Source organism: Rhizobium album, from assembly GCF_003122325.1.
Classification (GTDB): Bacteria; Pseudomonadota; Alphaproteobacteria; order Rhizobiales; family Rhizobiaceae; genus Metarhizobium; species Metarhizobium album.
Genome location: NZ_QFBC01000001.1, coordinates 433,729 through 459,153, shown reverse-complemented (window position 1 = coordinate 459,153; position 25,425 = coordinate 433,729). Strand labels below are relative to the sequence as shown.

Here is a 25,425-nt window from a genome sequence, read left to right as displayed (position 1 = left end):
GACTATCCTTCAATCGAGGATGCTGCGGGCGGCGGCAAGGCTGTCGGCGCCGTTCAGCACCCGGTCCTTGAGCGCCAGCGTCTCGGCCAGCAGGTTTTCCGCCGAGAAACGGCAGAGCGCCACGCGCTTGTCCGTGCCGCCATTGTCGACGGCAGCGAGCCCGCCCTTGGCGAGATAGGCCGTGGTCAGCACCAGGCCGAACAGCCGCAGATAGGCGGTGGCGCCGGAGAGCGCCCCGGCAAGGTCGCCGTCCTTCTGGTGCGACAACAGCCAGTCCGTCGCCGTCTCCAGATCGGCGATGGCGACGTCCAGCCGGCCGGCCGTCTCGCCGAAAGCCGGATGGTTGGAGGCGCGGACATCGGCGGAAATCGCCTTCAACTCGCCGATGAAACCCCGGACGTGGTCGCCGCCCGACAGCGGCAGCTTGCGGGTGACGAGGTCGATGGCCTGGATGCCGTTGGTGCCTTCGTAGATCGGCGCGATGCGGGCGTCGCGCAAGAGGCGGGCGGCACCGGTCTCCTCGATGAAGCCCATGCCGCCATGCACCTGCACGCCGAGCGAAGCGACATCGACGCCGACATCGGTGGAAAAGGCCTTGGCGATCGGCGTCAGCAAGGCGGAACGCTCCTGCCAGTGGCGGGCGGTCTCGCCTTGCGCATGGTGCGCCCGGTCGCCGGCATGGGCGCAACTGTAGGCGATGGCACGTGCACCCTGTGTCAGCACTTTCATGGTGAGCAGCATGCGGGTGACGTCGGGATGCTCGATGATCGGGCTCATGCCTTCTCCGCGCCATCCGGGCGCCTTGCCCTGGGTGCGGTCCCTGGCATATTGCACCGCCTTCTGCGTTGCCGCCTCGGCGATCGCCACGCCCTGCATGCCGACCATGAGGCGGGCATTGTTCATCATCGTGAACATGCAGTTGAGGCCCTTGTTCTCCTCGCCGATGAGCCAGCCGACCGCCCCCTTCTCGCTGCCGAAACGGCCGTCGCCGTAGATCATCGTGCAGGTCGGCGAGCCGTGGATGCCGAGCTTGTGCTCCAGCGAATGGCAGAAGAGATCGTTGCGGGCACCGAGCGTGCCGTCGGCATTGACGAAAAATTTCGGCACGAGGAACAGCGAGATGCCGCGCGTGCCGGCCGGCGCATCCGGCAGCCGGGCGAGCACGAGGTGCACGATGTTTTCGGCCGCGTCGTGTTCGCCCCAGGTGATGAAGATTTTTTGGCCGAAGATGCGGTAGGTGCCGTCGCCTTCGGGCACCGCTCGCGTCTTCATGACGCCGAGGTCGGAGCCGGCATGCGGTTCGGTCAGGTTCATCGTCGCCGTCCATTCGCCGGAAACGAGGCGGGCGAGATAGGTGTCCTTGAGCGCCTGGCTGCCATGCGCCTCCAGCGCCTCGATGGCGCCGACGGTGAGCGTCGGGCCGATGGCAAAGGCCATGGAGGCGGAGTTCCACATCTCGAAGGCGGCGACGTTGAGCATATGCGGCAGCCCCTGGCCGCCGAAAGCCTCCGGCGCCGTCAGGCCGTTCCAGCCGCCGGCGGACCAGCGGCGGTAAAGGTCGGCCCAGCCGTCCGCCAGCCTGACCGCGCCATCGGCAAGGCGGGCGCCCTGCCGGTCGCCGATCTCGGCCAGCGGCGCCACTTCCTCGCTGGCGAAGCGGCCGGCCTCCGTCAGGATCGCCTCGACGAGATCGCCACTCAGATCGCCGAAGGTGCCGTTCTCCGTCGCCTCGGACAGGCCCGCGACATGGTTGAGCGTGAATACGATATCCGCGACCGGTGCCCGGTACATGAGGTCTCCTTCCGACTCAAATGCGTTCGTCGGTTGGAACTTAACCGAAGGATCGGGTTGCGCCCACAGGAATTGCTGTTGCCGACCGGACACCTCTCGTCCTGCAGCCGCGCCGGCGATAATGCACTGCACACGATTTCGCTTGAAGCCTTTCCGTCATACGGGGCAGATAGGGGCGCTGCCGCAGTCACCTGACCGGGGCAGAGATTTCCCGCGGTGTTCGAAAGCCGGCCCATGGTACTGCAAACCTCCGATATCCCCGGCCTCGTCTGGGCCTATCATTTCCAGCCCGAAAACCGAAAAGCGCTGCGGATGCCGAACGAATGTTCGCGCTCGCAGCTTGAGGTGCAGGACGGGTTCGTCTGGCTGCATCTCAACCTCGCCGACGCCCGCGTTCCGGCCTTCCTGGAGACGTTTCCGGGCCTGACCGAGCAGGCGCGCACGGCGCTGACGACCCATGACACGCATGCGGCCATCGCCGCCGAGGACCAGTTGCTGTTCGGCACGCTGGTCGATTTCCAGCGCGAATTCGATGCCGATACCCGCGATATCGCCTGGCAGCATTTCGCCGTTTCCGACAGGTTCATCATCACCACCCGGCTGCAGCCGCTGCGCAGCATAGACCGGGCGCGGGCGGCGATCGAAAAGAACGCCGGCAAATACAGCCAACCGATCCACGTGTTCGAAACGCTGGTGGCGGAATTCCAGCGGACGCTGATTTCGCTCGTCCTCGAAATGACCGAGGAACTCAACGTCATCGAGGATTTCGTCTACGACAACACGCCGCGTGACGAACGACGGCGGCTGGCGCCGGTACGGCGCACCGTGGTGCGCCTGCATCGCCACCTGCGCACCGTGCTGACCCTGATGCGCCGGGCATCCGCCGCCGACGACGAGGACATGCCCGCCGGTTTCGAAGACGTGGCCGGACGGCTCACCAACCGGCTGGAGGCGGTCGACCACGACGTCTATGCCCTGCAGGAACGGGCACGGCTGCTGCACGAAGAAATCGATTCCAAACTGTCGTCGGAAACCAACCGGCACCTGTACATCCTGTCGCTGATGACCGCCTTCCTGCTGCCGCCGTCGCTGGTCACCGGCTTCTTCGGCATGAACACATCGAGCCTGCCGTTTGCCGAAGGCGTGAGCGGCACGCTTTATGCAGTCGGCTTTATCGTCCTCTCGATTGCGCTCGCATGGTGGCTGTTGCGGCGGGCGGGCATCATCTAGAAACAACAACGAAAAACCCCGTCCGCAGCTGCGGACGGGGCTTGGACACTGGCTGCCTGCTCTCCTCAGCTATAAGGAGAGACACAGACGCGGCGCGGGCCGTTATAGGGCTGGTACGTATTGTCGTAAGCCCGATAGGACCGCCAGCGGTTCTGGCACCAGGACACATGGTCCGAACCGACATTGCGATAGACGCGCGGCTGGCTCATCGCTCCGCCGATGATGGCACCAGCGCCGAAAGCTGCCAGCGGGAACCAGTATCCGCCATGGCGGCGATAGCCGCGACGATAATCGCGGTAGCCGCGGTGGCCGTTGTACCAGCCGTGACGGCGGTCGCCGCGGCGATCCCAATTGCGCCCATGACGCCAGCCGCGATCTCCACGCCAGCCACGTCGGTCACCACGCCAGTTGCGGTTGTGACGCCATTCGTTCGGATAGACGCGGGCCCCCTGCTCGGCGACATTGACCACCGGGCTTTCGGCCCGAGAAACCTGCGGCAACGGCATTGCCGACGACGGCACCATACTCGAAAAAACCACCGCCATGGATAAACCAACAGTGGCGATCCTTGCCATCCACTTGTTCATACGTTTCGACTCCCTGGTCATTTTGGATAATCGCTTAACGCGCCGGCATTGATTTGGTTCCGGAAAGGGCCGAATTTGGCCGGCGACGCCATGGTGAAGCCGCAAATATAGGTTTGCGGGCATGAACCCCGTATTAACCCGCCGTTCAGCCGATGTTAACCACACCCTCCGTGCCGTCACGAACGACACAATGCGGATCATGCGGGCAGACGGCATAAATGACGCAAGTTTCGCGAAACCGCCACGGTCTAGACATGGGAAACCTGATGTTAACCCAGGCTGCACTAGTCTTTCACGGTGCAGACCTCGTCACGAGCAGAGAGTGCCGGCATGTCCAAGCTCCGTTATTTCGATGCTAGCGGGCAGAAAAAGCCCCAGGTTCCGGCTCTCGAAACCCTGCATTCCGACTTCCTGCGCACCGGCAAGATCATCCGGCACAAGGACAACTGGGTTCCCGAGGAACGGCGCTACCTTTCCTACCAGGAAGTCGCCGAGCGCACCGGGCGCCGCCTGGACGCTGCCGGCGAACAGGCGCACGACCGGCTGAACAGCTTCCACCGCTCGATCCAGCTGCCGAAGATGATCTTTCACCGCACGCTCGATGATCGCCCGCATCTCGGCTACTGTCACGTCACCGCCTCGAAAACCCGCTTTGCGCAATTCGACGAGGTGAAGTGGGCCTTCTATATCGCCAACTTCATGGCCGATATCGGCGAAGACGAAAAGATGATCTCCAACCTGCGCCGGCGCGGCTCGCGCATGTATTTCGCCGTGGCCATGCAGCCGGACGACGAGAGGAAGAAGCTGACCATCGACCGGAAAATCCGCGGCAACGGCGTGATCTTCCGCACCAGCGATCCGAAGGTGGCGCTGAAGAACGTGCTGCTGCTCGGCGCCCGCAACGAAAAGCTGCGCGACGTCATCCGGTCGCTCTGAGCAATTCCGCTCTCCCACCAAAGACTATCCGATCAAAGACCATTTGATCCCGGGCGGCCCAGGGGTTAAAGCAGGACGCAGACAGAACCTCTGCCGCCTCCTTCTTTTTTGCCCGCATCCGCGCCCGGACCACAATGGCCAGATTGATCCATATCGAAACCGACCGGCAGGAAGCCCTTCGCGCCGCCGTCGATGCCCTCAATGACGGCCTGCCGATCGGGCTGCCGACGGAAACCGTCTACGGACTGGCCGCCGACGCCACCAATCCCGCCGCCATCACCCGCATCTACGAGACCAAGGGCCGGCCGCGCTTCAACCCGCTGATCTGCCACATGGCCGATGTCGCCATGGCCGAGCGCCACGTCGTGTTCGATCCCCTGTCGCGCCGGCTGGCCGAACGGTTCTGGCCGGGGCCGCTGACGCTGATCCTGCCGCGCCGGGCCGAGAGCCCGATCCATGCGCTGGCAACCGCGGGGCTCGATACCGTCGGCATCCGGTCCCCCAAGGGATTTGCCGGCGAACTGATACGCGCCTTCGGCCGGCCGCTGGCGGCCCCCAGCGCCAACACTTCAGGGCAGATCAGCCCGACCACTGCGGCGCATGTCGCCGCCGATCTGGGCGCAAAGATTTCGCTGATCCTCGACGGCGGCGCCGCCACCGTCGGCGTCGAATCGACTATCCTGAAGGTCGAGGGTGAATACGTACGGCTGTTGCGGCCGGGCGGTCTCGGCGCCGCCGAGATCGAAGCCTTCATCGGCCGGCCGCTGGTCCGGCCGGCCGCAGCCGGCGCCGCGATCGAGGCCCCCGGCATGCTCGCCTCCCATTATGCGCCGGGTGCGGCGGTGCGGCTGGACGCGGTTTCGGTCGGTGCCGGCGAGGCGCTCGTTCGGTTCGGCGGCGTAGACGTCGAAGGCATGGAACGGGCGCGCATCGTGCTCGACCTCAGCCCCGACGGCGATCTCGCCGAAGCCGCCGCCAACCTGTTCGACTACATGAAAAAAGCCGATGCCACCGGCGCCGGCATGATCGCCTTCACACCCATTCCGGAAACGGGCCTCGGCGAAGCGATCAACGACCGGCTGCGCCGCGCCGCCGCGCCGCGGGAATAAACCGCTGCGCAAGTGCGCGAACACAAAAAGGGCAGGACTATCCGCAGTTCCACGGACAGCGGAAATGCCCGGATGGAGGAAATCATGTCCAACACCACGTCGCCGTCCCCTGCCCTGCTCGACCGCTTTGCGGCAATCGTCGGCGAGGCCAATGTCCTGCGCGAGCCTGCCGACATCGCGCCGCGGCTGATCGAAAACCGTGGGCTCTATCGCGGCGCCTCGCCGATGGTGCTCAAGCCGGGCACGACGGCCGAGGTCGCGGCGATCCTCACGCTCGCCAGCGAAACCGGAACCGCGATCGTGCCGCAGACCGGCAATACCGGGCTCGTCGGCGGCCAGACGCCGCGCGAGGCGGGCGGCGACCTCATCCTGTCGCTGGAGCGCATGAATCGCGTCCGGGAGGTCGATCCGGTCGCCAACATCATCGTCGTCGATGCCGGCTGCATCCTTGCCGACGTGCAGCGGGCCGCAGACAATGCCGGCCGGCTGTTTCCGCTGTCGCTCGGCTCCGAAGGCTCCTGCCGTATCGGCGGCAACCTGTCGACCAATGCCGGCGGCACGGCGGTGCTCGCCTACGGCAACATGCGCCAGCTCTGCCTCGGCCTCGAAGCGGTGCTGCCGACCGGCGAAATCTGGGACGGGCTGCGGCGCCTGAAGAAGGACAATACCGGCTACGACCTGCGCGACCTGTTCATCGGCGCGGAGGGCACGCTCGGCGTCATCACCGGTGCCGTTTTGAAGATGTTTCCGCAGCCGCTCGGCCGTCAGGTGGCGCTGGCGGGGCTCGCCTCGCCCGATGCCGCCCTCGCGCTGTTCCAGGAGGCGTCCAACCGCTGCGGTACGGCGCTGACCGGTTTCGAGCTGATGCCCCGCCTCGGCGTGGAATTCACCACGCGCCACATTCCCGGCGTCCGCGATCCGCTGGCCTCGCCGCACGACTGGTATGCCCTGATCGATATCTCCACCTCCGATTCGGCCGAGACCGCCGAGCGGATGATGCAGGCGCTGCTGGAGCACGGCTTCGAGGAGGGGCTGGTAGAGGATGCGGTGGTGGCGGCATCCGGCGCGCAGCAGGCGGCGCTGTGGCATATGCGCGAAAGCATGTCGGATGCGCAGAAACCGGAAGGCGGTTCGATCAAGCACGACGTCTCGGTGCCGGTCTCAAAAATCCCGGCCTTCATGGAAGAGGCGCGGCTGGCGGTGCTGGAAGCCATTCCCGGCGCCCGCATCTGCGCCTTCGGCCATCTCGGCGACGGCAACATCCACTACAACATCTCGCAGCCGGTCGGCGCCGACAAGCAGGCCTTCATCGCCCGCTGGCGCGAGATCAACCATATCGTCCACGGCATCGTGCTGTCCTACGGCGGTTCGATTTCCGCCGAGCACGGCATCGGCCAGCTGAAGCGCGACGAACTCGCCGTAATCCGCACCGGCATCGAGATCGAGCTGATGCGGCGCATCAAGCGCAGCTTCGATCCCGCCGGCATCATGAACCCCGGCAAGGTGATCGCCGCGGGCTGAGCACGCCGCGCAAAGCTGCGCGGCGGTTTTTGCGACTTATCCCTTGCGAAGCTGGGCGATGGCCATCAGCGTGTCGCCACTGATCGTGGCGCTGCCGCCATCGCCGAGGAGGATGGCCAGGGACGGTGCGTTGTTGATGCCGTTTTCCAGGTCGTAGAGAATGGTGAAGCGCTTGACGAGCTTCTCCAGGGCCTCGGGATCCTTGAGGTCGGAGAGATCCAGGTTCTTCTCGACAATCTTCGCCTGCTGGTCGATGTCCATGTTGCTGAGTTCGGTCGGCAGGCTGAACATCGTTCGGAAGACTTCGAGAAGTGCGGTATCGCCGAGAATGTCATAGGCCGAGGTGATCGAATCCGCCATGCGCTTGAAGTAGAGCGCCAGGCGAACGCCGGCGTTCTCCTCGCCCTGCTCGGTCTCGAGGACCTGGTTCAGATAACGATTGGCCGTTTCGAGGACTTCGCCGCGCTGCTGGATACCGTCCTGCGCCGACTGGATGAGGTTGCCGGCCGCATTGAAGTTGAACGAAGCCACCACTTCGGCAAACCGCCAGTCGGCCAGTCCGTTGACGTAGCTCTTGGGGTCGTCGAGATCCGACTCGAACATCTTCTTGAGGTCTTCGTCCGTGACCTTCGCCGGATCGATGCCCTTGGAAAACAGCACGACGTCCAGGATCTTGCGATCCGCCAGCAGTTCCTTGACGTTGTCGATCTTCCCGATGTTGTCCGCGTAATATTGTGCTTCTTCTTCCGCCTTCTTGCGGACGGCAGCCACCTCGCCACTGTCGACGAAGCGGGTTTTGAGGACGATGTAGTCCTTGGAATTCTGCGTGACGACGGCGGGGGACTGCGCCGCCAGCGGCTCGACGATCTGCCCCTTGGTATCGAAATTGAATGCCTTGGCGAGCTTGACGTAGCGCTCGTCCTTCAACTGGTAGACATAACTTTTCGGGTCGTTGAGATCGCTTTTCAGCACGTTCTTGATCGTCAGCACCGAAACCTTGTCCGGATTGAGCCCGACGGCCTTCAGCGCGAACTGATAAACGCTGGACGTCGCAACGAATTTATCGACGGTGGTGATCGCAGCGATGTTGTTCTTATAGGCAGTAATCGCCTTCTCGTCCGCCGCGTCGTCCTTGTCGTTATAGGCCGACATATAGCGGTTCTTGATGAGCATCGCCTGCTGGGACGTTTGCGCCGACACGCCGGCATCAAGGCTGCCGTCCTGGTTGAAGTTGAACGTCTCCATCAGCGCCTTGTAGACTTCCTTGTTGGCGCCCGCCATGTTGACGTAGCTGGAAGCATTGTCCGGATCGCGATCGCTGGTCAGGATGTTCTCGACGGTCGATGGCATGACAGCAGCCGAGGTCAGGCCGAACGCCGTCTTGATGTAGTTGTAGATGCGTTCGTCGAACGGATCGGCGAACAGGTCGTCGACGCTCGTCGCGGCGGCGACCTTCTGCTCGAAATATGCCTGGTTGAGCAACGCGGCCGACGATGTGACGCGCGAATTGGACAGGATGTACTGTTCGTTGACAAGAGCCTTCATGTCGGCCGACTGGGCCGTTTCCCCCGCCGGGAGGGTGCCGTCCGCATTGAAGTTGTAGGCCGCCGCGAGATCGTAATATTTGCCGATTTCGGTGACGGAACGGCTGTCGCTGGCCACCGACGCGGTCAGCGAGTTTATCGTCGTCAGGCTCGCATTCATTCTGTCGCCGAGAGTGTTGATCTCCCCCGTGAGATATTCCGTGTCCGCGCCGGGATCGTCCATCATATCGATATAGGCGTCACGCTGCACCTTATCCGCATCATAGGATGCATTGAGAGTCGTGATTTGCGCGTTGTTGGTGTCGATCCTGGTTTGATAATCGGTAAGTCTTGGCCCCCAGACGGTATTGATATAGCTGGCGGGATCGTTGAGATCGCTCATCAAGGCGCCACGGATCGTGACGCGTGCATAGGTGCTTTCCTCGATTCCGAAAGCGCTGAATACGTAGGCGCGCAGGCGGTCGTTGTTGAGGATGTCGTCGGCGCTGGTGATGTGGTCCATCATCGCATTGTAATAGGACGTTTCCTCACGCATCGAGGCATCGGTGTTTTCGATAGTGCTGCTATAGAGGCCGATGATTTCGTCGATCTGTACGCTGGACTGGGCGACGGGCGCGTTGCTGGCGAACGAAAACGCGGTGGCGAAATCCTTGTAGCGCTCGTCGGTCAGACGGTTCGCATAAGAGTTGCTGTCGGTGAGGTCGCTTTCGAGAACCTGGCGCATGAAGGCCTTGGCATAGATCATGTCTTCCAGGCCGTAGGCGGTCATGGCGTAATTGTAGAGACGGTCGTTCTTCAGGAATTCGTCGACTGTTTTGACCGAGCCGATGTTTGCCTTGTAATAGGCCGCCTCGCGGGCAACCTGCTGTTCCTGTTCGACACGCTTCAGCGAAGCCCGGATATCGCGGTTGACCAGATCGTAGCTGAGATACGTCGAGACCATCGCGCATCGCTCCCATTTTAATTCGGATTACGCAGCGTTGTAGGAAGCCTGCCTTGCATGGGGCTTTACGCCTGCAGGCCCCTGCCGGTCGGCGCGGCGACCGTGCCAAATGGGGGCGGCCTTCAGCTTTTGAAAACCTTGCCGCGTTCGGATTTGCTAACCATCTGACAGCGCAAAGTTTTTTTAACTGCGATTTTTAAGCTGTCCGGAATGTGCGCCGCGTATGTTGCAGCCATCAGAGGACGCAAAGTCCCGAGGGAAGACCGGAAAACCGGCTCTCAGGTAAAACAAGGGTAAGAATTGATGACAAACACGGTGATGAAGCCCGATTGGGCAGAAACGACCTTGCGACTGGATCCCACGCGCTTTCCGCAGCAGTTCACCTATGCGATGCACGGTGCTTCCAGCGATGTCACGATAACAATCGACGAACGCGGCGCCGTGATGCGCAAGATCCTGCCGTCGAGCGGCCTGCCGCTCTCCATCGCCCTGCCGGCCCGCGCCTTCAAGGGCGTCGCCGCCCGCGCCATCGACCACGGCAACGGCGAAGTCACCGTGACGCTGGAACTGCATCACGACGATCCGAGCCTCTGCATCCCGCTGCTCGTCGCCCACGACCTCTGCGACATCGCCGCCGACTGGCGCAGCTGGGCCGCCTCCTTCCGCATTCCGATGCTGATGGTGGAAGCCGACGGCGTCGCCCGCCCGCTCGAGGAGCATCTCGGCGACCTGCGCCCCACCCCGGTCAAGAACCGTCGCCGCCATTCCTTCTTCGCCAACCGCCGCCCGCGTTTCCTGGTGCGCCGTCGCACCGGCACGCTCGGCGTGAGCATGAAGATCGAGGGCCGCGAGATTATCGCGCGCGGCTGATCTCCATCACTCGGCAACAAAAAACCCGGCCTCACGACAGGCCGGGTTTTTCGTATTCGAACGTTTCAGGCGAAGGGCAAGGCAAGCACCAGGCCGGCGAACAGCACGAGGCCGACCTTGTTGTTGGAGCGGAACAGCGCCAGGCAATCCGCCGCGTCATGGATGTTGAGAACGGCGATCTGGTAGGCGAGCATCACCGCGGCAACCAGCAGGCCGAGATAGGCGACGAGGCCGACGCCGGCGGCGACGAACGCCGTAAGCACAAGCACGAAGGTCAGGCCGTAGAGCCCCACCAGCCAGGCGCGCGTATCATCCCCGAACAGGCGGGCGGTGGAGCGGACGCCGATCAGCTCGTCATCCTCCTTGTCCTGATGGGCATAAATCGTATCGTAACCGATCGTCCAGGCGACGGCGCCGATGAACAGGATGACGGCGGAAAAGGAGAGTGTGCCGAAAACCGCCGACCAGCCGACCAGCGCGCCCCAGGAAAAAGCAAGGCCGAGAAAGAATTGCGGCCAGTCGGTAAAACGCTTGGCGAAAGGATAAATCGCCACGACGGCGAGCGACAGGATGCCGAGGACGATCGTGAAGATGTTGAACTGCAGGAGCACGACGAGGCCGACCAGCGCCTGCGCCAGCATGAACAGCTTGGCCTGGAAGCGGCTGACCCGGCCGGACGGCAGCGGCCGCGAGCGGGTGCGGGCAACCTCCATGTCGATGCGATGGTCGACGATATCGTTATAGGTGCAGCCGGCGCCGCGCATGGCGATCGAGCCGATCAGGAACAGCACGAGGTGGCCGACAAACTGGCCGAGCGAAAAATGCCCCTCGCCGGCGGCGACGTTGGCGGCAAGCGCCGCGGACCAGAAGCAGGGCCACATCAGGAGCTGCCAGCCGATCGGGCGATCCCAGCGGGCGAGCTGCGCATAGGGCCACAATGCCCGCGGCAGGATCTGATAGACAAAATTGCCGGAGGGCGCATCGACAACGCGGCCGGAGGTCTGACTGTTCGTTTCCATGACGCATTCCTAGAGCATATCCAGCCGAAGCGGAATCGCATCGGCGTTGGACAATGCGGCAACAAAATCCGGTGAAGCCGCGTTCACCGGAAATGCTCTAGCCGATCCGGCGTGGTGCCGAAACGGATATTTTTCGCCAGGCCCCAAATCCTGCAGCCGGCGTCAATCGATGCTGAAGCCGAACTTGTAGGTGGCGGAAAGGCCGATCAGCAGCTGGTCGCGCGAGCCGCGTTCCTTCACCAGGCTGGAATCGCTGGCCGGACCGGTCAGGCGGCGGTATTCGACGAAGGAACTGGTGGTGATCGCTTCCGATGCCTGCCAGGTCAGCGCCGCGCCTGCGCCGACGGAATGCACGCCGCCGTCGGGCGAATACTGGCTCAAGCCGGACTTCGCCGATTCGACAGCGTTCACGCCGTAATAGGCGTCGAAAAACTTGGCGCTGGCCAAGGTGGCGCGCGGTCCGCCCGAAAGCCTGAGGTTGGGCGTGATGTCGGTGAAGGCATCGACGGCGATGTCGGCGACGACGCCGTGATGGCTGCGGATGCCGTGGCGAAGTTCGGCCCGGGCGCGGATCCAGTCGGTCGGATAGACCTCGACGAAGGCGCCGGCTTCCAGTCCCCACGGCACGTCGGAAAGGCCGGCCAGGTCGGAATCGGTATCCTCGTCGCGCTTGGTGATCAGTTTTCCGGCAATGCCGGCCCGGATACCGCCATTGTCGAGCAGCGCGAAGGACGGGTTGTCGTTGCGCGAGGAAAAGCGCACGGCCGGGCCGACCTTGCCGACCGAGATCAGCGGCGAAAACTGCAGCTTGCGGCTATCGGCGCCTTCGAAGCGCGGCGCCACGAAGCCGGCGGCGCCGATCGACACATACCAGTCGCCCGACCACCAGGCCCGGCCTTCCTGTGCCGAAACGACACCGGCGGAGGCGAAGAAAACGGTCGCGCAGACGAACGAAGGCAATGACTTGAACACGAGGGAAACTCCAAACGATACGCAATACGGAGAGGGCCCGAAACGCGGGCCTGCTGGATTTCACGCAATCTAAACCTTTGGAATTACCAGGCTGTTAACCACATCGGGTTAGCGGGCGTCCGCGTCCGTCGGGAAAGGCCTCCCGACGAAAAAGCCGCCAAGCACCCGGCCGGCGGCTTCGTCTCTGGATGTTTCTTTCTGCTCACCCGGCCTTGCGCAGCGGCGCCTGGTACGCGGCATTGCGGCTCTGCGCCTGGCCGGAACCGACGCGGAAGCTGCCGATGAGGCCGAGCAGTTCGTCCGTGTCGGTGGCCAGCGATTCGGCCGACGCCGTCGTTTCTTCGGCCATGGCGGCGTTCTGCTGCGTGGCGAGGTCGAGCTGGTTCAGCGAGGCGGAGATGCTGCGCAGCGTCGTGTCCTGCTCGGTGGCGCTGTGGGCGATCTTGACGACGATGTCGCTGGCCGCCTTCACCTGGTCGGAGATGCGCTTCAGCGCATCGCCGGCTTCGCCGACGAGGCGCACGCCCGCATCCACCTGGCCGGACGACCGGGAGATCTGCTCCTTGATTTCCTTCGCGGCAGCGGCGGAGCGCTGGGCGAGTTCGCGGACCTCCTGGGCGACAACGGCAAAACCCTTGCCCGATTCCCCGGCACGCGCGGCCTCGACGCCGGCGTTGAGGGCCAGCAGGTTGGTCTGGAAGGCGATTTCGTCGATGACGCCGATGATCTTGCCGATTTCTTCGGAGGATTTTTCGATGCCGCTCATCGCGCCGATGGCTTCGGAGACGATGTCGTCGCTGCGCGAGGCTTCCTTGCTGACGCTGCTGACACGCTTGGCGGCCTCATGGGCGCCTTCGGCGGTCTGGCGGACGGCAACGCTGAGTTCGTCGAGGGCTGCCGACGTCTCTTCGAGGTTTGCCGCCTGCTGCTCGGTGCGCTGGGCGAGCTGGCCCGATGCACGGCGGATCTCGTCCTTGCTGGCGCCGATTTCGACACCCTTGGTGTTGACGCGGCTCATGGCATCTTCAAGTCCGGCTATGGCCTCGTTGAAGTTGTTGCGCAGGCCGGCATAGTTCTGGCCGAGATCGCTGCAGCGGATGGTCAGGTCGCCCCCGGCGAGGCCTTCCAGCGCCTTGCCGACAGTGGCGACGACATGGGCAGACTGCTCGGCTTCCTGCTCCTGCTGGCTGAGGTTGCGACGGCGCTCGGCCTCGAATTCGGCGTCCTGCTGCCTCTGGCGTTCGGCCATGGCATGGCGTTCACGCACCTTTTCCTGCAGTTCCCTGGTCGCTTTCGCCATCATGCCGATTTCATTCGACATGTCGGTGTGGGGAATGGCGATCGCGGTGTTCTCGTTGGCCACGGCCTCCAGAGAGGCATGGATGGCGGCCAGCGGCTGGGTGATGCTGCGGATCACGTAATAGGCGGCGCCAATGGCCAGGAGAAGCACGGCGACGCCGATCGCCAGCACCTGCAGGATGGTATCCCAAACCTTGGCATCGAGGTCATCGAGATAGACACCGGTGGCGACGACCATCTGCCAGGGTTCGAATGCCTTGGAATAAACGCCCTTCTTGAAGACGTCTTCGGCCGGCTTGCCGGGCTTTTCCCAGTAATATTCGGTGATGCCGCCGCCGGCGCGCCCCTTGGACACCAGTTCGTCGCGGAACATGTTGCCCATCTTGTCGGGCATGCCCTTCTGCTGCGTGCCGACATTCTTCGGGTTGTAGTGGAACACCGTGACGATGTCGTAGCTCATGCCGAACAGATAGCCGGCCGGCTCGAACTTGACGCCGGAGAGGATCTTGTAGGCCTGGGCCTGGGCTTCCTCATGCGTCAGTTCGCCGGATTTCTCGCGGTCGTAGAAGGACTGCACGATCGAAAGACCGGATTCCACCTGCGTGCGCAGCATGTCGTAGCGCTCGGCATAGATGGCATCGATGGAGGAACGGATCTGGTAATAGGTTGCCCCCGCGAAGGCAATCAGCAAGATGCCGACAAGTATTATCAGCTGTCGGGAGATTTTCAGATTCTTCATGACGCCTCACAGAGGGGTTGATGATAGAAACGAAAACAGATCATCTGCTCCCATTTCCGCTGCCCCATCGCAATTGCCGGCGTCGTCATGCGCGTAAAGTGTCGCGGGTCTTCGTGGGCGGCAGAATAGTGGTTTTTTTATAAACAAGAATTTAATTCAAATACTTGGATTGTTTTTTCCGTAAACTGTAACCAGGAGTGGAATTTCAAAGTTAGCTACGCCTAATATGAATGCAGATATAAGACTATAATCTTGGGCGGCGGCGTCATCTTGTCTGCATTGCAGCCGTTCTCCGCATGCCCCGAAATTGCGTTCAGTCAAAAAAAATGCGTCCCCGCTTCTCTCGGGGACGCATGTTTCGCCTTACGGCGTGGCCTCAACAGCGCTGTGGATCGGCTGTGCGGGCAGGGAAAGCCAGGCCTATTCGACCCGCAGGTTGAAGTCCGTTGCATCGAGCGTCGGCGTGCTGGCGGCAATGGCCGGCTCTTCAGCGCCGGCAACGCCGACTGCGGCCGTGGTGGCCGTCGCATCGACGCCGGTGGCCGGCAGTTCGATCTCCGCTGCCTGTGCCGGCTGTCCGGCCGTTGCCGCTGCCGTGACCGCCTCTGCCGGCGCCTTGCTGACGAAGATCACCGGCGAGCCGCCGAGCCAGGCTTCGGTGCGCACCACCTTCTTCTCGCCGTTGACGTCGCGGATTTCGGTCACCTGCGTGCCCTCCTTGAGCGCGGGCACGACATAGGCACGTTTCGATTTGGTGATTTTCAGCTCGGGGCAGTCATCACAGGATTTGATGACGATGCTGCCGGCCGAGATTTTTTTGGTCGTGATGGGTTCCACGGAGGAAGCGACCGCCGAGCCGGCGATCAGCGAAAGGGCAGATGCAAGAAGGAAAAAACGCATTGGAACCACCACCCGGTTGTTTGTTACCGGGACAGTAGCAGCTGTTTCTTTCTTTCCCGTCAGGGCAAATGGTAAAATTTGAACTGACGAGCGGAATCTTCCCGGAAATCAGGCCTTTTCGCGGGCAATCGCCTGCCAGCCGATGTCACGGCGGCAGAAGCCGTTGTGCCATTCTATGCCATCGACCAGGGCATAGGCGCGCGCCTGCGCTTCGCCCACCGTCCGGCCGGTCGCCGTGGCGTTGAGCACGCGCCCGCCGGTCGCCACCAGCTGGCCGTCCTTGAGCGCCGTGCCGGCGTGGAAAACCTTGGCGCCGTCCTGCGCCTGCGGCAGGCTGGCGATCGGGGTGTTCTTCTCGTAGGCGCCCGGATAACCCTTCGAGGCGACGACGACGGTCAGAGCCGCTTCCTCACGCCATTCGGCGCTCACCTGATCGAGCGTGCCCGTAGCGGTGGCGTGCAGCAAGGACAGAAGATCGCTTTTCAGCCGCATCATCAAGACCTGGCATTCCGGATCGCCGAAGCGGACATTGTATTCGATCAGTTCCGGCCCCTTGGCGGTGATCATCAGGCCGGCGAAGAACACGCCGCTGAATGGATGGCCGCTTTCGGCCATGCCGCGCATCGTCGGCTCGATGATCTCCTTCATCGTGCGCTCGATCAGCGCCGGCGTCATCACCGGAGCCGGCGAATAGGCGCCCATGCCGCCGGTGTTCGGGCCGGTATCGCCGTCGCCGACACGCTTGTGGTCCTGGGCCGTTGCCAGCGCCAGCGCCGTCCTGCCGTCGCAGAGGCAGAAGAAGCTCGCTTCCTCGCCATCCAGGAAGGCTTCGACCACGACTTCCGCGCCGGCCGCGCCAAAAGCGCCCTCGAAGCAGTCGTCGACGGCGGCCAGCGCCTCGTCCAGCGTCATGGCGACGGTGACGCCCTTGCCGGCCGCCAGCCCGTCCGCCTTGATGACGATGGGGGCGCCCTGCTCGCGGATATAGGCCTTGGCCTTCGGCGCGTTGTTGAAGCGCTGGTAGGCGCCGGTCGGGATATTATATTTGGCGCAGAGATCCTTGGTGAAACCTTTCGAACCCTCCAGCTGGGCGGCGTCCGCCGATGGCCCGAAGGTGGTGATGCCTGCGGCGCGCAGTCTGTCGGCCAGACCGGCGACCAGCGGCGCCTCCGGGCCGACGACGACGAAGTCGATGGCGTTTTCGGCGCAGAAGCGCAGGATCGCGGCGTGATCCTCGATGTCCATGGGCACGAGCGTCGCCACCTCGGCGATGCCGGGATTGCCGGGCGCCGCATACAGCGTGCCGAGACGCGGCGATTGCGAAAGCTTCCAGGCGAGCGCATGCTCGCGGCCGCCGGATCCGATCAACAGAACTTTCATCGCTTCACCCTTCCTTTCACGCTCTCCGCGGGTTAAGGGCGGGCGCAGCAAAGGTCAAGCGCCAAGCGGTTCGGGCGGTATTGCTTTCACGGGGAAGATCGGCACGTCTCCGCCGTCTTGCCGTTTTGTGCCGCTAGCGCGTTTTGTTTCTATGCAGTTCCGGACGCAAAACCGCTACGCACTTTTGCTGGAATTGCGCTATGCGCCAAGCCTCGATCTTGCAACAGGAACACCCATGGCCGTCGATACACAAGAACTCGCCAAGCTCATCGCCTCGGAAATCAATGCGCGCGGCCCCCAGGTGGTCGCCGCCATCGACCTGCTCGACGAAGGCGCCACCGTGCCCTTCATCGCCCGCTACCGCAAGGAAGTCACCGGCGGCCTCGACGATACCCAGCTTCGCACGCTCTCCGAACGGCTGGTCTACCTGCGCGAGCTCGGCGCCCGCCGCAAGGCGATCCTCGAATCGATCGACGGCCAGGGCAAGCTGACCGACGAACTCAGGGCGAAGATCGCCGCCACCGCCACCAAGGCCGAACTCGAAGACCTCTACCTGCCCTACAAGCCGAAGCGCCGCACCCGCGCCGAGATCGCCCGCGAGCGCGGCCTCGGGCCGCTGGCCGAAGCGATCCTCGCCAACCGCGCCGCCGAGCCGGCGGTCCTGGCCGAGGCCTATCTCACCCAGGATGTGCCCGACGTGAAGACGGCGCTGGAAGGCGCCCGCGACATCGTTGCGGAAGGCATCGCCGAAAATGCCGACCTGCTCGGCAAGCTGCGCAACTACATGAAGGACAAGTCTTTCCTGCGGGCGAAGGTGGTGGACGGCAAGCAGGAGGCGGGCGCCAAGTTTTCCGATTATTTCGACCATGCCGAACGCTGGGCGAATGTCCCCGGCCACCGCGCGCTCGCCATGCTGCGCGGCTGGAACGAGGAAGTGCTGACGCTGACCATCGACGTCGATGCCGACGACACCTCGCCGGTCAAGCCGGTCGAGCGGATGATCGCCGCGGCTTATGAGATCGGCCAGAAGGGCGGCGCCGACCGCTGGCTGATGGAAGTCGCCGGCTGGACCTGGCGCGTCAAGCTCTCGATGTCGCTGTCGCTCGACCTGATGCGCGAGCTGCGCGAGCGCGCCGAGGAAGAGGCGATCCACGTCTTCGCCCGCAACCTCAAGGACCTGCTGCTCGCCGCCCCCGCCGGCTCGCGGGCGACGATGGGCCTCGACCCGGGCATCCGCACCGGCGTCAAGGTGGCGATCGTCGACGGCACCGGCAAGCTCATCGAAACCACCACCGTCTATCCCTTCCCGCCGAGGAACGACGTGCGCGGCACCCAGGCCGAACTCGCGGCGCTGATCCGCAAGCACAATGTCGAGCTGATCTCGATCGGCAACGGCACCGGCAGCCGCGAGACGGAAAAGCTGGTGGCCGACATGCTCGCCAGCCTGCCGGCGCCGAAACCCACCAAGGTCATCGTTTCGGAAGCCGGCGCCTCGGTCTATTCCGCGTCGCAGACGGCAGCCAACGAATTCCCGAACCTCGACGTTTCGCTGCGCGGCGCCGTGTCCATCGCCCGCCGCCTGCAGGACCCGCTGGCAGAACTCGTGAAAATCGACCCGAAGTCGATCGGCGTCGGCCAGTACCAGCACGATGTCGACCAGCAGCGCCTCAGCCGTTCGCTGGATGCCGTCGTCGAAGATGCGGTGAATGCCGTCGGCGTCGATCTCAACACCGCCTCGCCGCCGCTGCTCGCCCGCGTCTCCGGTCTCGGCCCGTCGATCGCCGAGGCGATCGTCGCCCATCGCGACCAGGAGGGGCCGTTTGCCAGCCGCAAGGACCTGCTCAAGGTTGCCCGCCTGGGCAACCGCACCTTCGAACAATGCGCCGGCTTCCTGCGCATCCCCAACGGCAAGGAGCCGCTCGACGCCTCCTCCGTGCACCCGGAAGCTTACGGCGTCGCCAAGAAGATCGTCGCCGCCTGCGGCCGCGACCTGCGCACGCTGATGGGCGACAGCGTGCTCCTGAAGAGCGTCGATCCGCGCCAGTTCGTCGACGAAAAATTCGGCCTGCCGACGGTGCGCGACATCATCGCCGAGCTGGAAAAGCCCGGCCGCGATCCGCGTCCGAGCTTCAAGACGGCGACCTTTGCCGAGGGCGTCAACGAAATTTCCGATCTGGTGCCGGGCATGGTGCTGGAAGGCACGGTGACCAACGTCGCCGCCTTCGGCGCCTTCGTCGATATCGGCGTCCACCAGGACGGCCTCGTGCATGTCTCCCAGTTGGCCGACCGGTTCGTCAAGGACCCGCACGAGGTGGTGAAGGCAGGTGACGTGGTGAAGGTGCGCGTGGTCGAAGTCGATGCCAAGCGCAAGCGTATCGCGCTTTCGATGCGCAAGGACGATGGCAGCATGCCCGCATCACAATCGCGTGATCGTGGTGGCGCGGCGGCAGCGACGCGTCCGACGGGGGGTAAACCGCGCGACGACAAGAAAAAGCCCGAAACGCAAGGGAGTCTGGGCGCTGCGCTGGCTGCGGCGATGAAACGCAAATAGCCCCGTAAAATACCGTAAACAGCGGAAGCGATGCGATGTTGCAACACTTCCGCTCTTTGCATCTGTCAAACTTGGGACCGCGCTTGTAACTTCGGCAAGACGTGCATAGATTTTTTATGCATATAAGAGTCTGGTTCCGTAAGGTTCGTGTCACCCGTTGGGAGCGTAACCGGGGCCGACAGCCGGCTCGGCTTCTTGCCGGGCGGTTGCCTGTCTGCGGCTTCCCCTTTTTTCAGAAAGCGAGGCATGTTCTCCGTTTGAATGCGCCGGAATTGAATTAGAAAATATCGTTATATTTCCTCCCTTTTCCCTCCGTTCATATGGACGATCTGCCCGAGCAGGTTCGCTTGAACAGAATGGACCCAGCCTCATCGACGTATTTTTGAAATGCTCGGAGGTTGGCATGGCTTCAGGTTTTTATGCTCTGGTCGAGAGCATCGTTCGCAAGGGTTCGCTGATCGTCACCCGGGCGTCCGGCGAAAAATTGACATTCGGCGATGGATCGGGCACGCCCGTGGCGGTGCGTTTCACCGATGACGACGCCGAGAAGCTGATCGCCACGGACCCAACCCTGAAGCTCGGCGAAATGTACATGGAAGGCCGCTTCCTTGTCGAAGAGGGCAACATCTATGACTTCCTGTCCCTGGTCAAAAGCAACACCGTCAACGAAGTCTTTTCGAAGGCCATGGCCCTCAAGCTGCTCTGGCGCATCGGACTGTCGCAGCTTGCCTCGCGCGTTCCGATCAACCGCAACCGCTACAACGTCTCGCATCACTACGACCTGAGCGCCAAGCTCTTCGACCTGTTCCTCGACGAGGACTGGCAATATTCCTGTGCCTATTTCAACCCGCCGGGCATCGGCCTGGCGGAGGCGCAGCTCGCCAAGAAACGCCATATCGCCGCCAAGCTGCTGCTCGAACCGGGCCAGCGGGTGCTGGAAATCGGCTCCGGCTGGGGCGGCATGGGCCTCTACCTGGCGGAATCCTCCGGCGTCGATGTTACCGGGATCACGCTGAGCGACGAACAGCTGAAAGTCTCGCGCGACCGCGCCGCCAAGCGCGGGCTTTCCGACCGCGTGCGCTTCGAATTGCAGGACTACCGCTACCTGCCGAAGAACAGCTACGACCGTATCGTCTCCGTCGGCATGTTCGAGCATGTCGGCCGGCCGCATTACGACGGTTTCTTCCGCAAGGTCTCCGACGTGCTGCACCAAGACGGGGTGATGGTGCTGCATGCCATCGGCCGGCCGAAACCGAGCTTCATGAACAACCCCTTCATCGAGAAGTATATTTTCCCCGGCGGCTACATCCCCGCGGTCGGCGAAGTGTTGCCTTCGATCGAGAAGGCCGGCCTGCTGGTCAAGGACGTCGAGATCCTGCCGATGCATTATGCCCATACACTGCGGGCCTGGCGGGAAAGATTCGTCGCCCGCAAGGCGGAGGCGGTGGCTCTTTACGACGAGCGCTTCTTCCGCATGTGGGAATTCTATCTTGCCGCCTCCGAAATGGCCTTCCGCTGGGACGAACTGTTCATTTTCCAGATCCAGATCGCCAGGCAGCAATTCGCCGTTCCCGACAACCGCAACTACATCCAGGAGCGCGAGGCGAAGCTGAAGGAATTCGAGGCGATCCGGCCGCCGCTGGAGAAGGTGACGTTCTGAGGCGAGGCCTTTGCCAGTGACAGGCAGGGCGACCGCAGATGGGATGCGCGGTTGCCACGCCTCCCCTTCTCCCCTTGGGGGGAGAAGACGGAAGGAGGCAGCGTTGCGGCAGAAACGACAGCCCTTGAGGCCAACGCCTACCCCGTGATCTTCGAAAAATCGGCGACGGTGCCGGTGGCTTCGCGAATGGTCTTCAGCAGTGCAAGCCGGTTGGCGCGGATCGCCGGGTCCTCGTCGTTGACGAGCACGTCGGTGAAGAAGCGATCGACCGGCGCGCGCAGCGTCGAGAGCGCTGCCATGGCGGAGCGGAAGTCCTCCCTGGCGACCGCCTCGGCGGCCTCGCGCACCGTCTTGGTGACGACGGCGTAGAGATCCTTCTCGGCATCGAGCGACAGCAGCGCTTCCGATACGCCGTCGGCGACGACCGTGCCTCTCTTTTCCTCGGCGGCGAGCAGCTGCGTGGCGCGCTTGGTGCCGGCGAGCAGGTTCTTGCCGTCTTCGGAGGTAATGAAGGCCGTCAGCGCCTCGGCGCGGCGGGCGACCATCAAAAGGTCGTCGGCATCAGCCGTCAGCACCGAATCGATGATGTCGTGGCGGGCGCCCTGATCGCGCAGGTAGACCTTCAGGCGGTCGTGGAAGAAGGAGAGGAGATCGGCGACCGTCTCCTGGCCATCCTTCTCGAACTTGTAGTTGATGATGTTCTCCAGCTTGGCCGGAATGATCCAGTTGCGGAGGAAGCGGGCGATCGGAAGGCGCACGCCGCGCTCCAGCAGGATACGCACCACGCCGAGCGCGGCACGGCGCAGCGCATAAGGATCCTTCGAGCCGGTCGGCTTTTCATCGACGGCCCAGAAACCGACAAGCGTATCCAGCTTGTCGGCGAGCGCGACGGTGATCGCCACCTTGTCATCCGGCACGCGGTCGGAGGGGCCTTGCGGCTTGTAGTGATCCTCGATGGCGATGGCCACCGAATCCGCCTCGCCCTGCAGGCCGGCATATTTGCGGCCCATGACGCCCTGAAGCTCGGGGAATTCGCCGACGGCTTCGGTGCGCAGGTCGGCCTTCATCAGCACGGCGGCGCGATCGACCAGGGCGGCATCGGCGCCGACGACCGGCGCGAGTTCTTTCGCCAGCGCCCGGATGCGGGTCACACGTTCGCCCTGGTTGCCGAGCTTGGCATGGAAGGTGACGTTCAGCGCGTCGAGCTTGGCCATGCGCTGGTCGAGGGGCTTCCTGAGGTCGAGGCCGAACTTTTCCGCGGATGCGGCAAGCGTGCCGAGATCCGGCAGGTCGCCCTGGTCGCGGGTCCAGAAATGCTTGGCGTCCGAAAGACGGGCGCGCACCACCTTGCCATTGCCGTGCACGATCTCCTTGCCGCCATCCTTGGCGGCGATGTTGGAGACGAGGATGAAATGGTTCGACAGTTTTTCGCTGCCCGAAACGCGGGTGACGAAACACTTCTGGTTGGTCTTGATCGTCAGCCGGATGATTTCCGCCGGGATCGCCAGATAGTCTTCCTCGAAGCTGCCCATCAGCACATGCGGATATTCCACCAAGCCGGACACCTCTTCGAGCAGCCCCTCGTCCTCGACGAGGTCGAGCCCGCTGGCAAAGGCGAGATTGGCGGCGTCCTGGGCGATGATCTGCTTGCGGCGTTCGGCATCAAGCACGACCTTGGCCCTTTCCAGGCTTTCGACGTAATCGCCGAAGCGCTTGACGGTGATCGCCTCGGGCGCATGGAAACGGTGGCCGTAGGTGACGTTGGACGCGACGATGGCGTCGATCTCGAACGGGATGACGACGGTCTCTTCATGCTCGGTGCCGAAGGTGCAGACGATCGACTGCAGCGGCCGCACCCAGCGCAGCGAACCCGGCTCGCTCGATGCCTTGCCCCAGCGCATCGATTTCGGCCAGGGGAAATCGCGGATGATGCCCGGCATGATATCGGTCACGATCTCTTCGGTGGGGCGGCCCGGCTTGACGATCAGCGCGACATAGAAATCGCCCTTCTTCGGATCGCTCTGCACCTGCGCTTCGGATATCGAGGAGAGACCGGCACTGCGCAAAAATCCTTCGATCGCCTTTTCGTTGGCGTCGGTGCGTGGCCCCTTGCGTTCCTCGCGCACATCGGCGGAGCGCGCCGTCAGGCCGCGGATGTCGAGGGTCAGCCGGCGCGGCGTCCAGTATTCGCGCGCACCTTCATAGCTCAGGCCCGCTTCGACCAGCGCGTCGGTCACGAGTTTCTTCAGGTCGCCCGCCGCCTTGCGCTGCATGCGCGCGGGAATTTCCTCGGAGCGGAGTTCAAGCAGGAGATCAGGCATGGATGTGTCTTTTCATAAATCCGAACGGTTGCGGCGGACTTAGCAAGCCCGCGCGCAAAAGTCATCTCTCGGCATGCGGAAAATCGCTGGAACCTACCAGCCGCCACCGCCGCCGCCGCCACCGCCGCCTCCCGACGAGCCGCCCGAGGAACCGCCGGACGAAAAGCCGGAGGAGGAACTGCGCGGCGGCTCGGGGATCGTCGAGGCGATGGTCGAGGCCATCGAGCTGGAAAACTTGCCGATATTGTCGCTGAAACGGTCGCCGCGAAACGACGAGCCGGAATACCAGGACGGCTGGTAGGCCGCCGCCGCCGCCCCGGCAGCCGCCGAGGCAAGCCAGCGGTCGAAGGTCTTCGACCAGGGTTTTTCCACGCCCAGCGCCACGGCATAAGGCAAAAGCGTTTCGAAATGCTGCGGCGACATGGTCGGCGCGCCGGCCATGTTCATCCGGTCTTTTTCCGCCAGTGTCAGATATTGCCGGAGGCCCTCGATGCCGGTCATCATCTTCGACCCGATCGGCGTCGGGGCGCCCATGAGGTAGAAGAACAGCACGTTCAGGAACACGATGCCGCCGGCCGCATAGATCGGCACGTATTCATGCGGGTCGCCGAGACCGACATAGGCGCCGATAAACAGGCCGAACAGCAGGATCGCGCCGATAAACAGGAGAATCCCGAGGATGAGGATGAGGATTATCCGCGCAAAGAGGTTTCGCGTCGCCCGCAACGCCAGGCCGAGGGGAATGGAAAACACCCCGACCACCACGCCGATGAGCAGCGAGCCGATAAAGATGCCCAGCGCCTCCTCGGAGAGCTGCGCGAAGATCAGCAGCCCGACCATACACACAACGCTGATCAGGACGCCACCGACGATATAGGCGACATTGGCATTGTAATATTTGCCGCGGTGTTCCCGCTCGATGGAGCCGCGGAAACGCTCGCCCACCGCCTTGACATAGGCGCCGTTCGACTTGGCGATGGTGAGGGCCGCCCCTTCGCCGCCGAGCGAATGCAGCAGGCTCTCCTCGCCCGCGCCCAGCTTCTCGCCGCGCGGCTTGGCCGTGCGGCGAATGGACAGCGAGTCTTGCAGATCCTCCAGGACGGCATATCCCTTGACCGCAAGGTTAAGTGCGGCGGCGGACAGCGCCGTCCAGCCCTGGCCGGAAAAACCCTTGTTGTCGATGTAGTTGACGAGCGCCGGCGAGATGCCGTCCGGCGCATCCCAGCGCGGCACCATGACACCGCCCGGCGGATCGCGCCCGACCCGCACCCACGACCGCATGTAATAGACGAAAACCACGGCGAAACCGCCAATACCGATGAAATAGCCGAGATTTTCCTCCAGCCACGCCGTCCGCTGCTGCAAGGCCGTGGGGGGATCGATGACGCCCTTGGCGAGCTTGACGCCGATCGTCAACCCTTCGCTGACGCGCAGCGGCTGCGTGGTCGCGAAGGTGACGGTGCCGCCATTGTCCTGCACGGTGGCGTTCTTCTCCGTCGCGCCCAGCGGACCGGTGAAGAAGACCGTATCCTCGGCGCGGACGCCCTCCGGCAGCCGGACCGTCGCCGTCGCCTTCGCGATGCGGAACAGCCAGCCGTTGCCGGTGACGTTCCAGAACAGTTCGTCATAGGCCTCGAACCGCCTGATCTGCCGGTCGGTGCGGTAGGTGATGGTGAAGGTGTGCTCACCGGCCGGCAGGAAGATATCCGACTTGCCGATATAGATGCGGATGCCGCCGGAGATCGATTCGGTGTGATAATCGTCCGGCGCGCCGTCCCGCTCGATGGAGACGATGTCGAAATCAACCTTGGCGGTGCGTCCCTTCTCGTTGACGAAGGTCAGCGGGAAGTCGCGGAAAATACCGCGACGGATCTCCCGGCCTTCGGCATTGGCGACGATCGTCTCGGTGACCGTCATCGAGCCGTCGCGGGAGAGCGTGATATCCGCATCGTAGGAGCGGATATATTCTTCCGCCGCGGCGGGGCTGATCGGCGCGATGGCCACCAGCATCAGGAGAAGGGCTAAAAACAGCCTGGTCATCGGTCTGCTCGCA

At 63.5% G+C, this 25,425-nt stretch carries 17 protein-coding genes; 7 read left to right on the top strand and 10 right to left on the bottom strand.

Going from position 1 to position 25,425, the window contains the following annotated elements; translation table 11 throughout:
* Window positions 1-9 precede the first annotated feature (9 nt).
* A complete protein-coding gene (locus DEM27_RS02205) occupies window positions 10-1,791 on the bottom strand; it encodes an acyl-CoA dehydrogenase (RefSeq protein WP_109456540.1) in 1,782 nt (593 codons plus the stop codon).
* Window positions 1,792-2,025: 234 nt separating this feature from the next.
* Here DEM27_RS02205 and DEM27_RS02200 point away from each other — a divergent pair, with 234 nt between their 5' ends.
* Window positions 2,026-3,021, top strand: coding sequence for a transporter (locus tag DEM27_RS02200; RefSeq protein ID WP_109456539.1), 996 nt, complete (start codon window positions 2,026-2,028; stop codon window positions 3,019-3,021).
* Window positions 3,022-3,086: 65 nt separating this feature from the next.
* Here the strand turns inward: DEM27_RS02200 and DEM27_RS02195 are convergent, their stop codons facing one another.
* Complete coding sequence (locus DEM27_RS02195) at window positions 3,087-3,608, bottom strand: BA14K family protein (RefSeq protein ID WP_109456538.1); 522 nt, start codon at window positions 3,606-3,608, stop codon at window positions 3,087-3,089.
* A 330-nt stretch (window positions 3,609-3,938) separates the two neighbouring features.
* On the opposite strand from DEM27_RS02195, the gene DEM27_RS02190 reads away from it, so the two are divergent.
* The 3 genes from DEM27_RS02190 (at window position 3,939) to DEM27_RS02180 (ending at window position 7,174) form a co-directional block, all read left to right on the top strand.
* The gene (locus DEM27_RS02190; protein WP_109456537.1) at window positions 3,939-4,544 is read left to right on the top strand and encodes a DUF6656 family protein; all 606 of its coding nucleotides are present in this window, start codon (window positions 3,939-3,941) and stop codon (window positions 4,542-4,544) included.
* 134 nt (window positions 4,545-4,678) lie between these two features.
* On the top strand, window positions 4,679-5,653 hold the full coding sequence (locus DEM27_RS02185) for an L-threonylcarbamoyladenylate synthase (RefSeq protein WP_109456536.1): 975 nt from the start codon (window positions 4,679-4,681) through the stop codon (window positions 5,651-5,653).
* Between the two features lie 84 nt (window positions 5,654-5,737).
* Window positions 5,738-7,174 carry an FAD-binding oxidoreductase gene (locus DEM27_RS02180; RefSeq protein ID WP_109456913.1) on the top strand — a complete coding sequence of 479 codons (1,437 nt, stop codon included), beginning with the start codon at window positions 5,738-5,740 and terminating at the stop codon, window positions 7,172-7,174.
* A 36-nt stretch (window positions 7,175-7,210) separates the two neighbouring features.
* On the opposite strand, the gene DEM27_RS02175 is transcribed toward DEM27_RS02180, so the two are convergent.
* Window positions 7,211-9,661, bottom strand: coding sequence for a DUF1217 domain-containing protein (locus DEM27_RS02175; protein WP_109456535.1), 2,451 nt, complete (start codon window positions 9,659-9,661; stop codon window positions 7,211-7,213).
* 303 nt (window positions 9,662-9,964) lie between these two features.
* On the opposite strand from DEM27_RS02175, the gene DEM27_RS02170 reads away from it, so the two are divergent.
* Window positions 9,965-10,531, top strand: coding sequence for a DUF6101 family protein (locus DEM27_RS02170; RefSeq protein ID WP_109456534.1), 567 nt, complete (start codon window positions 9,965-9,967; stop codon window positions 10,529-10,531).
* A gap of 65 nt (window positions 10,532-10,596) precedes the next feature.
* Here the strand turns inward: DEM27_RS02170 and ubiA are convergent, their stop codons facing one another.
* The 5 genes from ubiA to purD all read right to left on the bottom strand — a co-directional run bounded on the left by ubiA (window position 10,597) and on the right by purD (window position 16,840).
* Entirely contained in the window at window positions 10,597-11,550 is a 954-nt protein-coding gene (gene ubiA, locus DEM27_RS02165; protein ID WP_109456533.1) for a 4-hydroxybenzoate octaprenyltransferase, read from the bottom strand.
* 162 nt (window positions 11,551-11,712) lie between these two features.
* Entirely contained in the window at window positions 11,713-12,522 is an 810-nt protein-coding gene (locus DEM27_RS02160; protein WP_109456532.1) for a MipA/OmpV family protein, read from the bottom strand.
* A 202-nt stretch (window positions 12,523-12,724) separates the two neighbouring features.
* A complete protein-coding gene (locus tag DEM27_RS02155) occupies window positions 12,725-14,560 on the bottom strand; it encodes a methyl-accepting chemotaxis protein (protein WP_109456531.1) in 1,836 nt (611 codons plus the stop codon).
* A gap of 420 nt (window positions 14,561-14,980) precedes the next feature.
* On the bottom strand, window positions 14,981-15,460 hold the full coding sequence (locus DEM27_RS02150; RefSeq protein WP_109456530.1) for a plant virulence effector HPE1-like domain-containing protein: 480 nt from the start codon (window positions 15,458-15,460) through the stop codon (window positions 14,981-14,983).
* A 108-nt stretch (window positions 15,461-15,568) separates the two neighbouring features.
* The gene (gene purD / locus DEM27_RS02145) at window positions 15,569-16,840 is read right to left on the bottom strand and encodes a phosphoribosylamine--glycine ligase (RefSeq protein ID WP_109456529.1); all 1,272 of its coding nucleotides are present in this window, start codon (window positions 16,838-16,840) and stop codon (window positions 15,569-15,571) included.
* A gap of 235 nt (window positions 16,841-17,075) precedes the next feature.
* Here purD and DEM27_RS02140 point away from each other — a divergent pair, with 235 nt between their 5' ends.
* A complete protein-coding gene (locus tag DEM27_RS02140) occupies window positions 17,076-19,391 on the top strand; it encodes a Tex family protein (RefSeq protein WP_109456528.1) in 2,316 nt (771 codons plus the stop codon).
* 403 nt (window positions 19,392-19,794) lie between these two features.
* Window positions 19,795-21,051, top strand: a complete 1,257-nt coding sequence (locus tag DEM27_RS02135) for an SAM-dependent methyltransferase (RefSeq protein ID WP_109456527.1) — start codon at window positions 19,795-19,797, stop codon at window positions 21,049-21,051.
* A gap of 137 nt (window positions 21,052-21,188) precedes the next feature.
* Here DEM27_RS02135 and glyS read toward each other — a convergent pair whose 3' ends face one another.
* Window positions 21,189-23,372 (bottom strand): glycine--tRNA ligase subunit beta, encoded by a 2,184-nt coding sequence (gene glyS, locus DEM27_RS02130; protein ID WP_109456526.1) that lies wholly within the window; start codon window positions 23,370-23,372, stop codon window positions 21,189-21,191.
* 93 nt (window positions 23,373-23,465) lie between these two features.
* Window positions 23,466-25,412: a DUF2207 domain-containing protein gene (locus DEM27_RS02125; RefSeq protein WP_109456525.1), complete on the bottom strand. Its 1,947-nt coding sequence runs from the start codon at window positions 25,410-25,412 to the stop codon at window positions 23,466-23,468.
* Window positions 25,413-25,425: the final 13 nt, after the last annotated feature.